The organism is Paraburkholderia acidiphila (genome assembly GCF_009789655.1).
Lineage (GTDB): Bacteria > Pseudomonadota > Gammaproteobacteria > Burkholderiales > Burkholderiaceae > Paraburkholderia > Paraburkholderia acidiphila.
Window position 1 is genome coordinate 955363 of the sequence record NZ_CP046909.1, and the last position, 13526, is coordinate 968888.

Sequence of the window (13526 nt, forward strand, 5' to 3'; positions counted from 1 at the left end):
CCTCCCAAAACGGGAATTGGGGCAGGGCGCGCGGCGGGCGCAATCCGTTATTATCCCTCAATCGCGCCTCGCGCCGCCTGCGGCGTAGTCGACACGCCGTGCGACGGGCCTGCGCTCGCGCAAGGTCTTATACGCACGGCCAACGTCGTGCCTCGATGCCGGCGAGCGCCGAAAATCGTGTGGCCCTAGAGTTACAATGACGCCCATGTCAGATCCCCGCTTCGTCCATCTCCGCGTCCATTCCGAATTCTCGATTGCCGACGGCATCGTGCGCCTCGACGACCTCGTCAAGGCGGCCGCCAAAGACGGCCAGGGCGCGCTCGCGCTCACCGACCTCGGCAACGCATTCGGCCTCGTCCGTTTCTACAGCGAAGCGCGCGGCAAAGGGGTCAAACCCATTGCCGGCTGCGACGTCTGGATCACGAATCCCGACGACCGCGACAAGCCGTCGCGCCTGCTGCTGCTGGTGAAGGACAAGCGCGGCTATTTGAATCTGTGCGAGCTGCTGTCCAAGGCGTGGCTCACGAACCAGTATCGCGGCCGCGCGGAAGTCGACGTTGCATGGCTCGAAGCAGGTCTGGCCGAGGGCCTGCTTGCGATCTCGGGCGCGCAACAGGGCGACGTGGGTCTCGCACTCGCGGCGGGCAATGCCGAAAGCGCGAAGCGCCATGCGCAGCGCTGGGCGAAGCTGTTTCCGAACGCGTATTACATCGAGCTGCAGCGCTGCGGGCAGCCCGGCGGCGAGCAGTATGTCGAGCAGGCCGTCGCGCTCGCGTCGCAACTGAAGCTGCCGGTGGTCGCCACGCACCCCATGCAGTTCATGACCGACGAGGAATACACCGCGCACGAAGCGCGCGTGTGCATCTCGGAAGGCGACATCCTCGCGAATCCGCGCCGCCAGAAGCGTTTCACGACCGATCAACGTTTTCGCACGCAGGAAGAAATGGCCGCGCTGTTCGCGGACATTCCGTCGGCCATTGCGAACACGATCGAAATCGCCAAGCGCTGCAATCTCACGCTCGAACTCGGCAAGCCGAAGCTGCCGCTCTTCCCGACGCCCGACGGCATGTCGCTCGACGACTATCTCGTGCAGCTTTCGCGAGAAGGCCTCGAAAAGCGCCTTGTGCAGCTGTATCCCAATGAAGCCGAACGCGAGCAGGAGCGTGCGCGCTACAACGAGCGGCTCGAATTCGAGTGCGGAACCATCATCAAGATGGGCTTCCCGGGCTACTTCCTGATCGTTGCGGACTTCATTAACTGGGCGAAGAACAACGGCGTGCCGGTGGGCCCTGGCCGGGGTTCGGGCGCGGGCTCGCTCGTCGCCTACGCGCTCGGCATTACCGACCTCGATCCGCTGCGCTACAACCTGCTGTTCGAGCGCTTCCTGAATCCGGAACGCGTGTCGATGCCCGACTTCGACATCGACTTCTGCCAGCACGGGCGCGACCGCGTCATTCAATACGTGAAGGAGAAGTACGGCGCCGACGCGGTGTCGCAGATCGCGACCTTCGGCACGATGGCCGCGAAGGCGGCCGTGCGTGACATCGGCCGCGTGCTCGACCTCGGCTACAACTTCACCGACGGCGTGGCCAAGCTCATTCCGTTCAAGCCCGGCAAGCACGTCACGATTGCCGATGCGATGAAGGAAGAGCCGCTCCTGCAGGAGCGCTACGACAACGAAGACGAAGTGCACCAGCTGCTCGACCTCGCGCAGCTCGTGGAAGGTCTCACGCGTAACGTGGGCATGCACGCGGGCGGCGTGCTGATCGCGCCCGGCAAGCTGACGGATTTTTGCCCGCTCTACACGCAGGGCGACGAAAGCGGCGTCGTGAGCCAGTACGACAAGGACGACGTGGAAGCCGTCGGCCTCGTGAAGTTCGACTTTCTGGGCCTGACCACGCTCACGATTCTCGACTGGGCCGAGCGCTATATCCGCATGCTCGATCCGTCGAAGCAAGACTGGTCGCTCGCGCAGGTGCCGCTCGACGACGCGCCGTCGTTCCAGATCCTCAAGAAGGCCAACACGGTCGCCGTGTTCCAGCTGGAAAGCCGCGGCATGCAGGGCATGCTGAAGGACGCGCAGCCCGACCGCTTCGAGGACATCATCGCGCTCGTGGCGTTGTACCGTCCGGGTCCGATGGACCTGATCCCGAGCTTCTGCGCGCGTAAGCACGGCCGCGAAGTGGTGGAGTACCCCGATCCGCGCGTCGAACCTGTCCTGAAAGAGACCTACGGCATCATGGTCTACCAGGAGCAGGTGATGCAGATGGCGCAGATCATCGGCGGGTACTCGCTTGGCGGCGCTGACTTGCTGCGCCGTGCGATGGGTAAGAAGAAGCCCGAGGAAATGGCCAAGCACCGCGAAATTTTCGCGGAAGGCGCGGCGAAGAACGGCCTCACGCGCGAGAAAGCCGACGAAACCTTCGACTTGATGGAGAAGTTCGCGGGCTACGGCTTCAACAAGTCGCACGCGGCCGCTTATGCGCTGCTCGCGTATCACACGGCGTGGCTCAAGGCGCACCATCCGGCGGAATTCATGGCGGCGAATATGTCGCTCGCCATGGACGACACCGACAAGGTGAAGATCCTCTTCGAGGACTGCCTGACCAACAAGATGGCCGTGCTGCCGCCGGACGTGAACGCTTCGGCGTATCGCTTCGAGCCGGTGGCCGATGCGAACGTCGCGGAAGGCAAGCGCTCGCGCACGATCCGCTACGGTCTGGGCGCGATCAAGGGCAGCGGCCAGAACGCCATCGAAGAAATCTTGCGCGCGCGCGAGGAGGGCGGTCCCTTCAAGGACCTGTTCGACTTCTGCGAGCGTATCGACCGTCGCCTTGTGAATCGCCGCACAGTCGAAGCGATGATCCGCGCCGGGGCATTCGACACGATCCACGCAAACCGCGCGCAGTTGCTCGCCTCCGTGCCAATGGCGATGGAAGCCGCCGACCAGGCGAGCGCCAACGCGATGCAGGCGGGCCTCTTCGACATGGGCGACGCGCCGCTTGCTGCTCACGAACTGGTCGACGAACCCGCGTGGGGCGAGAAGCGCAAGCTTCAGGAAGAGAAGGCCGCGCTCGGCTTCTATCTCTCGGGGCACCTCTTCGACGCCTACAAGGACGAAGTGCGCCGCTTCGTGCGCCAGAAGATCGGCGAGTTGAAGGAAGGGCGCGACAAGCTGATCGCGGGCGTGATCGCTTCATTGCGCACGCAAATGACGCAACGCGGCAAGATGCTGATCGCGCTGCTCGACGACGGCAGCGGCCAGTGCGAAGTGACGGTGTTCAACGAGCAGTTCGAAGCGCACAAGGCGCTCTTCAAGGAAGACGAGCTGCTCGTCGTGCAGGGCGGTGCGCGCAATGACGCATTCACGGGCGGCATTCGCTTTACCGTCGATACGGTCATGGACCTCGAGCGCGCGCGCAGTCGCTACGCGCAGGCCGTGAAGCTGCAGATGAACGGCAACGCCAATGCCGGTGCGCTGCGCACGGTGCTCGAAGCGTATCGCGCGAAGCCCGACGACTCGCTGCCGGCGCCGGCCGCGCAAGCGCGTGGCCGCGGCGGCTTCGGGCGCGATCGCGGCGAGCGCGCGCAAGCGGTCATCCCGAACGGACTCGCGGTGCAGATTGCCTACCGCAACGATCGGGCCGAAGGCGAAGTACGTCTGGGCGACGCCTGGCGCGTCAAGCCCTCCGACGATCTGCTCGCCGCACTGCGCGGCGAGTTTGCGGGCAGTGAGATCGAGATCGTTTATTGAACGTGCCTGGTGCTGCTCTGGCCTTGTTCGGCGAGCAGCGCAAGCTTCAGAAAACGGTAGTACACCGTCTCGGCATTGAATACGGCGATCTGAAAGCCAGCGCGGCCGTCGAGAAAGCCTGCTCGTAACACGTAGGTGCGCATGAACGCCCAGGCTCCGCGCGCGAGCGCCTTGCCAAAGCTGCCGCTTTTGCCGCTCGCCGCTCGCTGGCGGGCGCCTGCGCTGGAATAGGCGTCGAGCTTGCGCAGCACCGCGTCGAAGTCCTCGTAGGAGTAGTGCAGCAGCTTGCCGGTGAGGCGTTGGGCGCTCGCGTCGAACACGAGCCGCTCGTGCACGAGGTCGTCGGAGAAGCGGGCCTTGCCGCGCCTGAAAAGGCGCGGAATCCAGTCGGGATACCAGCCGCTGTGGCGGATCCATGCACCGCAGAAGCTCGAGAGCCGGTCCACGGCGTAGACGTCGGCTTGCGGCGCGGCGATGGCTGCGCGGATCGAAGCCGCCAGTTCGGGCGTCACGATCTCGTCGGCGTCGATTGAAAGGATCCAGTCGGTGGCGAGTGTATCGAGCGCGCGGTTCTTCTGCGGGCCGAAACCCGGCCAGTCGGCGTGTTCGATGACGCGCGCGCCGTGTTCGCGGGCGATCTCGGCGGTGCCGTCGGTGCTGCCGCCGTCGATCACGACGATGTCGTCGGCAAAGGACGCCGCGTCGAGGCATTGCGCGAGTCGCAATGCTGCGTTCTTCGTAATGATGGCGACGCCGAGCGTGGGTTTTTTCATGCGCTTTTGTTGTGGAAAGAAGCGCGCGTTGCGTCGCGCCCGGCAAGTATACACAGTGGGGCGGCGCATACGGGTGCGCCCGGGCGCCCGCCACGCCCACCATATACAATGCGGTACCGCTGCGACGGCACGCTGGGCGCGCCTGTTCGAGCCCGCATTTCGCAGTGGCAGTCACAACCTGCATTTCCAGAGGATTCCTTGAGCGACAAGACCACCCAGTCCACTCTCAGCAAGCCGATCGGCAGCGGCACGGCGACGTCCGCGGCGTCGGTCGGCCAGCGGCTTTGGCCGTATGTCAAACCGCTTTTCTGGGTAGTGCTCGCAGGCGTACTCGCCATGGCGGTGGTGGCCGCCACCGAGGCCGGCATTCCCGCGTTGCTCAAGCCGCTGCTCGACCATGGCTTCGGCACGAAAGGCAGCCCGAGCGCCAAGTGGCTCGTGCCGATCGCCGTGATCGGCCTGTCGCTCGTGCGCGGGCTTGCCCAATACGCGTCCGGCTACCTGCTGCAGTACGTCTCGAATCGTATTCTGCTGGACCTTCGCCTCAAGATGTTCGAGCGCATGATCCACGCAAGCGTCGGCTTCTTCCAGCGAGAAACCGCGAGCACGGTCATCAACGCGATCGTGTTCGAGGTCAACCAGATCCTGAGCGTCCTGATGGGTGTCATGGTCACGCTCGTGCGCGACTCCCTCACGGTGGTCTTCCTGCTCGGTTACCTGTTCTACCTGAACTGGCGGCTCACCATCATCGTTGCCGTGCTGCTGCCCGGCATCGGCTGGCTCGTCAGCAAGATCAACCGGCGGCTGCGACGGCTGAATCGCGAGCATCAGCTGCTGACGAACGATCTGTCGTACATCGTCGAGGAAACGGTGGGCGGCTACAAGGTCGTCAAGGTCCACAACGGCGAGCAGTACGAAATGGACCGCTTCGGCGAGATGAGCCGCCGGTTGCGCGGCTATCAGATGCGCATGACGATCTCAGGCGGCCTTGCGCAGCCGCTCACGCAGTTCCTCGCGTCGATTGCGCTTGCCGTCGTCGTGACGATCGCCGTGGTGCAGGCGTCGCACGACCAGACGACGGTCGGCGGCTTCGTTGCGTTCGTGACGTCCATGCTGCTCGTCATCTCGCCGCTCAAGCATCTGATCGACGTGAACCAGCCGCTTCAGCGCGGCATGACGGCCGCGGAGCTGATCTTCGGCCTGATCGACGAGCCGGCCGAGCCCGTTGGCGGCGGCAAGCGGCTCGATCATGCGCGCGGCGAAATCGAGTTTCGCCGGGTGTCGTTCTCGTTTGGGCCGGGTGGCCGCCCGATCCTCGGCAGCGTGTCGTTTAGGGCTGCGCCGGGCGAGATGATCGCGCTCGCGGGGCCGTCGGGCAGTGGCAAGACGACGCTCGTGAATCTCTTGCCGCGCTTTTTCGACCCAACGGGCGGGGAGGTCCTCGTCGACGGCGTACCGATCGCGGAATACGACGTGCATGCACTGCGCAAGCAGATTGCGATGGTGAGCCAGGATGTGACGCTCTTCAACGATACGGTCGCGAACAATGTCGCCTATGGCGAGACGGCGGATCGTGAACGCGTGCAGCGCGCGCTGCAGGCCGCGAATCTGTGGGACACGGTCATGGCCTTGCCCGACGGCATGGACACGCTAGTCGGCGACAACGGCATGAAGTTTTCGGGTGGCCAGCGCCAACGCCTTGCGATTGCGCGCGCAATCTACAAGGACGCGCCGATCCTGATTCTCGACGAGGCGACGTCAGCGCTCGATTCGGAATCGGAGCGCCACGTGCAGGAGGCGCTGGAAACGCTCATGAAAGGCCGCACGACGCTGGTGATCGCACACCGTCTGTCGACCATCGAGCGCGCGGACCGCATTCTCGTGATGGACGGCGGTCACATCGTCGAATCGGGCTCGCACCAGCAACTGCTCGACAACGGCGGCCTGTACGCCCATCTGCACAAGATCCAGTTCCAGCAGAGCGCGGCTTGAAGGAAGGGCGAGGGCGGGGGGGCCAAGCCGCCCGTTAGCGCCCGTTCTTGCGGGTGAGACGCTTGAGCCAGATCCCGGGCGCGTAAACCGCGGGGCAGGCGGCATAGAGGTACATCCGCACGCGCAGGCCCAGCTTCACCCCGTTGCTGCGCAGGAGCAGGGCGAGGCGTTCGCCCGTTCCCGTGGCTTCGAACATCGCCCGTACGAACTGCTTGCGCGCAAGCGCCGGCGCGAGCGCCGCGCGCATGCGCGCGCCAAGGCCGGCCGTGTCTGCGTCACGCTGCAACTGGACCAGTTCCGCCAGTTCGTAACGGTTGTTGCGCTGCATGCGCGCGACCTGTTCCTGAACGGATCGATAGCGGGCTTTTCGCGAAATGCCGCCGCGCCGATAGCGCACGAGCGGCTCGCGCAGACTCAACGCGCCGCCCGAAAGGATCGCGCGCAGCACCATGATCTGGTCTTCCGCCGCGGCGCCCGGCAGCATCGGGCCGAAGCGCTCGAAGAGCCGCCGCGACCAGGCGTGCGCCGCGCCGATCAGCCAGGGCCGCTCGCTTAGCCAGTCTTCGAGGTTGCGGTACCGGTCGAGTTCGGTGGGCGCAATATGCTCGCCGACGTTGCCGGCCTCGTCGATGTCGGCAAGGTCGGTGGCGATCAGATCGGGGCGCCGGTCGTGTGCGAGCCAGTACTCGACGACCCGTTCGCAGCGCGTGGGGAGCGAGAAGTCATCGCCTGCCGCCACGAACAGCAACTCTCCCTGCGCCATGGCGGCCAGCTGTGAAAGGTGCGCGCTGATGCCCTGGTTCGCATCGTTGCGGCGCACAATGACACGATGCGCACCGCTGTAGCCGCTCACGGCGGCTTCCATCTCGGCGAAGGTGCGGTCACTCGATGCGTCGTCCGAGAGGATGATCTCGAGCGGCGACCACGTCTGCGCGAGGATGCCGCGCACGGCTTCGGCGACCACCTTTTCCTGGTTGAACGCAATCAGCAGCACGGAAACGAGCGGCCGCTCGTTGCACGGTTCGGCAGTTCTTGCGAGCGGTGATGCCGATGGTGCGGAGGGCTGGCTGTCGTTCATAGGCGAGTGAAAGGAGTGCGCGCGGTGAAGTCCCGCTTTCTGGGCGCTCGGGCCGGAGCAAGATGCCATCAAAAACGCGGTAGGCGTCGATGGCGCCTGGTATCCGGCGCAGATTGTAACGTCTCATATTGCTACCGCGGCGGCATGAAATAAAGCACGTAGCGCCGCGACGGCAGCATCCTGTTCCACGCATGCTTGCGAATGTCGACGGACACCGGTTGTACGCCGGCGAGCGCCGCACAAGCCGCGCGACAGTGGGCGTCATCCGGGCGGCACACCAGCACCGCGCCTTGTCGGATCGCGTCCTGACGCGATAGCCACGGCGTGAGGTTGGGTTCGACGATGTCCCAGTAGTGCGTATGTCCAGAACTGTAGAACGCAATCGACTCCGCTTCATGCACCGAGCCCATGACGACGGGGATCGATTCTGCGCCATGCTGCTGCGCCCACACCGTCTGCGCGTAAGCTGCCAGTTCCTTGCGCGGTTCGGCTGCGTCGTCGGAATTGCGCAGGGCGCCGATATAGCCCACGGCAGGTGTCGCAACGAGGACAAGCAGCCAGTAGCCGATGAGCAGATTGACGGACCGCCTGGGCGCCAGATCGAACTCGTTCGTCTTGAGGACGACAAGCCACATGGGGACGATTGCGAACCACTGCGCCATGCCCCATACCGAAGCCATCTGTGTCTTCGCGGCGAGCGCGACAAACGCTACCGCGAACAGGGGCGCCAGCGTCAGCCACCATAGATCCGGGCACAGCGATGGGCGAACGAGACTCTTCAGCATCAGCCGCGCCGCTTCCCCGCGACGGTCGCGAACCAGGAAGACGACAAACCCGAAGCTCAGCAACAGATAGCCTGCCTGCGCCAGCGTATAGACGCCGAGCCGCAAGGCTGCGTGCACCAGGGTTCCGCCGGTGCGCTCTTTTGCATAGCCGAACGTCGGGAAATGATTCGTGACGAGCCAGTGCACATGCGGCGCCAGCACCGCGAGAAAGGCGGCGGCCGCGATCAGCGTGCGCCAGTCCAGAAGCCGCGCACGCCACGCGGGCCTCGCGAACGCGGCGACGAGGAACGCCAGCAGCAGCACCACTGAAAAATATTTCCCGAGGATCGCCGCGCCCGCGAGCGCGCCAAACGCCAGGGCGGAGCGCCATGTGCCGGTCTGCATGAAGCGGACAAACCAGTAAGCCGCCCATGGCCAGACCGATAGCAGCACCGAATTCGCGTTGAATTTGATGGCGAGGTTCGAATAGAGCGGTGAAACGGCCATCGCGAGACCTGCGGCGAACGCCAGTTGCCGGGGCAGGAACCGGCCAGCCAGGGCGACGATGCCGAGCAGTCCCAGCATCGCGTTGAACGCCGAGAGCCCGAAATAGGCGATGTCCCAGTGCGGAAAGACCTTGAACCAGGCCGCGGTGATCCATGCAAAGAGCGGCGGGTGTTTCGCGTAGCCCGCTTGCCATTCGACGCCCCACACGTAGTTTTCTACCATGTCCCCCTGGGTATCGAGATTGCCGCGCGAGAGCCAGGCGGCGAGCGTCCATACGAGAGCCTGGGCGAGGAACAGCCAGAGCAGCGATGGCGCGTTGCGGTGGCGATCAGCGCTCGAGTCCAATTCAGACTCGAGCTGGATGACAGTTGCAGTTTCAGACATGGAGGGACAGGCGTTTGCAGGAGCCGAAGTTCAGTGCGATAAACGGTCAGACGCGGCGGGGCGGAATGTCCACATGGCGCTCGCGGTGTACGTGAGCAGCAGCACGCATGCGGTCGTGACGATTTGTGCCGGCAGCCATGAAACATTCAGATGGCCCGTGAGCCCATTCATGAGTGCGCCGTTGAGGACGATGCCTGCGGCGGCGACCAGCGCGAAACGGGGAGCCGAGCGGCCATGCGTGGCGCTTGCCTTGAACGTAAAGCGATAGTTCAGGACGTAATTGACGATGGCGCCGGCGATCGCCCCGATACATGAGGCGACGACGGCACCCGACAGATCGAGGAAAACAAGCGCGGAGAGCACGGCGTACTGCGCGGCCGTCCCGGTCGCGCCAACGCACGCGTAGCCGGCGAATCTCAGCAGTGCGGCAGGCTTCATGCCCCGTCTCGCCGATACGCCTTGCGTACGATATAGACCGGGCGGCGCTTGGCTTCCATATAGATACGGCCCACATACTCGCCGATGACGCCGATGCCGACGAGCTGCATGCCGCCGAGAAATAGCACGGCGGTGAAAATCGACGCGTAGCCTGGCACATCGATGCCGTTGATCATCGTGCGCATGACCAGGTAAATCGCGTAGAGCATCGCGCAACCTGCCGTCAGGCCGCCAATGTAAGTCCAGATTCTCAACGGCAATGTGCCGAAGCTCGTGAGTCCTTCCAGCGCGAAATTCCACAGCTTCCAGCCGGAGAATTTCGACTTGCCGCCTGCACGCTCGCGACGTCGATATTCAACCTGCGTCGTGCGAAAGCCAACCCAGGCAAATAGCCCTTTCATGAAGCGACGGTTCTCGGGCAACTGCTTCAGCGCTTCGATGACCTGGCGCGACATCAGACGAAAATCGCCTGCATTGTCAGGGATGATCGTTTCGGAGATGGCGTTGTGAATCCGGTAAAAGAGCGCCGCCGTACCCCGTTTGGCCCAGGTGTCCGTATTGCGTTCGGCTCGTTTCGCGAGGACCACGTCGAAACCCTCTCGCCAACGTTGCACCAGCAACGGAATGACTTCCGGCGGATCCTGGAGGTCGGCGTCGAACGGCACGACGGCGTCGCCGATCGAAGCATCGATGCCCGCGCTCAAGGCCGCTTCCTTGCCGAAGTTGCGGGACAGGTCGACCACGCGCAGGCGCGGATCATATTGAGCGGCGTCGAGCAGGCGCTCGAGCGTCGCGTCCGTGCTGCCGTCGTTGACGCAGACGATCTCGAAGTCGGCATCAGGCAAATTGCCAAGGACTTCGGTAACTTCACGGAAAAACAGACTGACAATGTCGGCTTCGTTATAAAACGGCACGACAAGAGAGACGATGGCTCGCGAACCCCGGATGACACTCATAATTAGTAGTTTTGTTTAACTGCGGGAAGTGCGAATGCTTGAACAGCATTTGGCAGGATCGGCGAAGGCCGCAATGCATCGCGGCACGCGCCGACATGGCCCGGGCAATCCCGTCGCAGAGTCGCGGTACCGGTGGCACTCCCCGTTGGCACCGTCCGCACAAGCGACGGGCGCATTGTACACGACGGGGGATTACGCAAAGGCGCGCACTGGCAGGGTCCGAGACTTCGCTTGAATTCGGCGGCATTGATGCATTTCGCGTGATTGCCTTTCGCATGCCCGATTTGACTCAAAATCGCCGTTCACAGCCTTGTCCTGATTATCTCGGCCCTTTGAATTAATCAATGGCAAGTACGATCCCCGGGCCGTCGTCGCGTCAGTGGGAACCGGGCGTGTTGGTACAATCGCCGCTGTCCTGACCCGCAGGGGCGACGCAGCGTGCCCCGCGTTTCTTCATTAAGGCCCAAACCTTGTCCGAACCGATCCAGCGCACGCTCACCGATATCGCCCTGACTGCCCAGGCGCTCAAGAATGGCGGCGGTGCGGAGCGTTATACGCGCGACGTGATTGCGGGCTTTCACCGCCTCGGCTTGCGTCCGACCCTCTTTGCCCGCGAAATCGACCGCTCGATGCCTGAAGCCGCGTGGGTCGAGCAAAGGCCGCTCAACGTACGATGGGCGCCGCGCAAGCTGCGCAACCACGCGTTCGATTGGCGCCTGAAGCAGCAACTCAAGCGGCACCGTCCGGCGTGCGTATTCGCGATCAACCACTCTACGCAGGCCGATGTCGCGTTGTGTGGCGGCACGCACCCGGGATCGCTCGAAGCGGCTCGCCGGGCGATCCGGCGCAGCGACGCCTGGCAAATCGAACTCGAGCGCCGCGTCTACTCGCACGCTCGACGGATTGTCGCCCATTCGCAATTGATGAGCCGCGAGCTACAGCGCTTCTATGGCGTGAGCGCCGAGCGGATCGACGTGCTGTATCCGCCGGTCGATGTCGCGCGCTTTCGCGTGCGCTCCGCAGCCGAGCGGGCGCAGCTGCGCGAGAAGTTCGGCCTGCCGGACGATCGTGTGGTCTTCGTGTTTTCGTCGACGAGTCACGAACGCAAGGGCTATGCGCTGCTTGAAGCGTTCTTCGCCCAGACGACGTTGCCCGTTTTGCTCGTCGTGGCCGGCCGGCCCGTGCCGAAGACCGGCGAAACGATTCGCTATGCGGGTTACTGCAAGGAGATCGAAGAACTCTTCGCCGCTGCGGACTTCACGGTGGTCGCCTCGGAGTACGAGCCATTTGGCCTGGTTGCCGTGGAGTCCGTGATGTGCGGCACGCCGCTCGTGATTGCCGACAATGTCGGTGCGGCGGAGACGGTCGTGGGCGACGCGAAGATCGAATTCTCACGGCAGCGACCGGGAAGTTTCGAGCAGGCCATCGAGACCGCCGTGGCGCGCGCCCGCGGCGGCAATGGGCGAATCGCCGACCCGCTCGGGACGCTCGTCTACGACCCGTGCGTCGACGCGCACTGCGCAGCGCTTCTTGCGCTGATGTCGTCGATCTGAGTCGCGCCCGGGCAAGCGGCGGCGGCCTGCGCCGCCAGCTCGCGTTTGCGTGCGTCGATGACAGCCAGTAGTGTGGCGACCATCAGCGCGATCAGCACGGTCACCATCACCGGAACCAGCACGTCGATGGACAGCCCGAAAATGACCGTGCTGAATGCGACGGCGAGCCCCGCATACGAGGCCGCGCGAATCGTCGGATCGCTCGCTCGCCGCTCGCGCCAGAAGTACACCGTGATCCCGAAATAGAAGAGAAGCAGGCTCGCCACGCCAACCGAACCCATCTCCGCAAGCGTGGAGAAGAAGTCGCTATGCGCGCGCTCGTTGACCACAAGCGGCGATACTTCGCCGCGCTTCGCCATGCTGTCTAGTTCGGCCTCCAGGTGGCCCTTGCCAACCCCGTAAATGGGATGGCGCGCAAATATGTTGCTCGACGCCTGCCACAGCGCACGCCGGGCGCCGAACGAACTTTGCGCATCACCTTGCTGCATCCGTGCGATGTCCCGGGTGGCGTCCGTCATGCGCTGCGGGACCTCTTTGATCGACAGCAGCCCGGCCGTGATCGGCACGAGAACGAGCACCATCGCCACCAGGCGCTTCTTGTGCGTGAAACAGCGATATTGCGCGGCTAACAGCACGAGAAACACGGGAATGGCGATCCACCCGCCGCGCGTGCCTGAAACGAACGACACGTAGCCGCCGCTCACGAGCGCAAGCAGTCTGAGCGCCAGGGTGCGCCAGTCTCGCTTGTCGTCCCAGCCACGTGTGAAGACAGACAGGAAGGCGAGCAGAAGCGCGGTGTCGCCGAACGGAATGGCATTGGTGAACGAATTGCTCAGTCGCTCCTTGTCGCTCCAGCCCCCGGGCGGCTGGCTGAGGAGCGCCCATATGCCTACCACGAGCGCACCCGCAACGCAGCCCCAGCCGATCGTCTTCAGATAGCGCGTCGGCAACTGGCGCAACAGCAGGAAAATGAGCAGCGCGAGCGGGAAGCGCGCAAGCGCATCGAATTCACGCGGCATCCAGTAGCCGAACAGCGCTTGCTGAACGGCGATGCACACGAGCAGGGCGAACATGCCGACTGTGTACCAGCGATAGTCGCGAAGCGGCGAGAAATAGCCTGGGTTGCGCCAATTCACCATGGCGGCGCCGAGTGCAAGGGCCAGCAGGAGGAAGAAGCCGTAACCGCTGCCGCCGCGCCACATGAGATTGACGGCGGGTATGAGAAAGAGCAGGGCAGAGCAAGCCAGTAACAGGCTGCGACGAAAATTCATAGGCGACCAAAACGGGTGGGACAAGCTGATGGGACACTTTGCCCCTGGCTACGCGA

At 64.1% G+C, this 13526-nt stretch carries 9 protein-coding genes; 3 read left to right on the forward strand and 6 right to left on the reverse strand.

Annotated elements, in window-relative coordinates; all coding sequences use genetic code 11:
* Positions 1-196: 196 nt before the first annotated feature.
* Entirely contained in the window at positions 197-3754 is a 3558-nt protein-coding gene (gene dnaE / locus FAZ97_RS04255; RefSeq protein WP_158757342.1) for a DNA polymerase III subunit alpha, read from the forward strand.
* Here dnaE and FAZ97_RS04260 read toward each other — a convergent pair.
* Entirely contained in the window at positions 3748-4527 is a 780-nt protein-coding gene (locus FAZ97_RS04260) for a glycosyltransferase family 2 protein (RefSeq protein WP_158757343.1), read from the reverse strand. The genes dnaE and FAZ97_RS04260 overlap by 7 nt on opposite strands.
* 198 nt (positions 4528-4725) lie before the next feature.
* On the opposite strand from FAZ97_RS04260, the gene msbA reads away from it, so the two are divergent.
* Positions 4726-6519: a lipid A export permease/ATP-binding protein MsbA gene (gene msbA, locus FAZ97_RS04265; RefSeq protein WP_233271630.1), complete on the forward strand. Its 1794-nt coding sequence runs from the start codon at positions 4726-4728 to the stop codon at positions 6517-6519.
* A gap of 34 nt (positions 6520-6553) precedes the next feature.
* Here the strand turns inward: msbA and FAZ97_RS04270 are convergent, their stop codons facing one another.
* From FAZ97_RS04270 to FAZ97_RS04285, 4 genes are all read right to left on the reverse strand, one after another.
* On the reverse strand, positions 6554-7597 hold the full coding sequence (locus tag FAZ97_RS04270; RefSeq protein ID WP_158757345.1) for a glycosyltransferase family 2 protein: 1044 nt from the start codon (positions 7595-7597) through the stop codon (positions 6554-6556).
* A gap of 131 nt (positions 7598-7728) precedes the next feature.
* Positions 7729-9213, reverse strand: coding sequence for a glycosyltransferase family 39 protein (locus tag FAZ97_RS04275; protein WP_233271631.1), 1485 nt, complete (start codon positions 9211-9213; stop codon positions 7729-7731).
* A 69-nt stretch (positions 9214-9282) separates the two neighbouring features.
* Positions 9283-9690: a GtrA family protein gene (locus FAZ97_RS04280; RefSeq protein ID WP_158757347.1), complete on the reverse strand. Its 408-nt coding sequence runs from the start codon at positions 9688-9690 to the stop codon at positions 9283-9285.
* Positions 9687-10646 (reverse strand): glycosyltransferase family 2 protein, encoded by a 960-nt coding sequence (locus FAZ97_RS04285; protein ID WP_158757348.1) that lies wholly within the window; start codon positions 10644-10646, stop codon positions 9687-9689. The genes FAZ97_RS04280 and FAZ97_RS04285 overlap by 4 nt, the downstream gene beginning before the upstream one ends.
* A gap of 470 nt (positions 10647-11116) precedes the next feature.
* Here FAZ97_RS04285 and FAZ97_RS04290 point away from each other — a divergent pair, with 470 nt between their 5' ends.
* Positions 11117-12199, forward strand: coding sequence for a glycosyltransferase family 4 protein (locus FAZ97_RS04290; RefSeq protein WP_158757349.1), 1083 nt, complete (start codon positions 11117-11119; stop codon positions 12197-12199).
* Here the strand turns inward: FAZ97_RS04290 and FAZ97_RS04295 are convergent.
* Positions 12139-13470 (reverse strand): O-antigen ligase family protein, encoded by a 1332-nt coding sequence (locus FAZ97_RS04295; RefSeq protein WP_158757350.1) that lies wholly within the window; start codon positions 13468-13470, stop codon positions 12139-12141. The genes FAZ97_RS04290 and FAZ97_RS04295 overlap by 61 nt on opposite strands.
* Positions 13471-13526: the final 56 nt, after the last annotated feature.

Excerpts from the sequence above, each read along its gene's own strand:
- FAZ97_RS04285 (WP_158757348.1), bottom strand. The coding sequence starts at position 10,646 with ATGAGTGTCATCCGGGGTTCGCGAGCCATCGTCTCTCTTGTCGTGCCG.
- FAZ97_RS04295 (WP_158757350.1), bottom strand. The coding sequence starts at position 13,470 with ATGAATTTTCGTCGCAGCCTGTTACTGGCTTGCTCTGCCCTGCTCTTT.
- FAZ97_RS04270 (WP_158757345.1), bottom strand. The coding sequence starts at position 7,597 with ATGAACGACAGCCAGCCCTCCGCACCATCGGCATCACCGCTCGCAAGA.
- dnaE (WP_158757342.1), top strand. The coding sequence starts at position 197 with ATGACGCCCATGTCAGATCCCCGCTTCGTCCATCTCCGCGTCCATTCC.
- FAZ97_RS04260 (WP_158757343.1), bottom strand. The coding sequence starts at position 4,527 with ATGAAAAAACCCACGCTCGGCGTCGCCATCATTACGAAGAACGCAGCA.
- FAZ97_RS04280 (WP_158757347.1), bottom strand. The coding sequence starts at position 9,690 with ATGAAGCCTGCCGCACTGCTGAGATTCGCCGGCTACGCGTGCGTTGGC.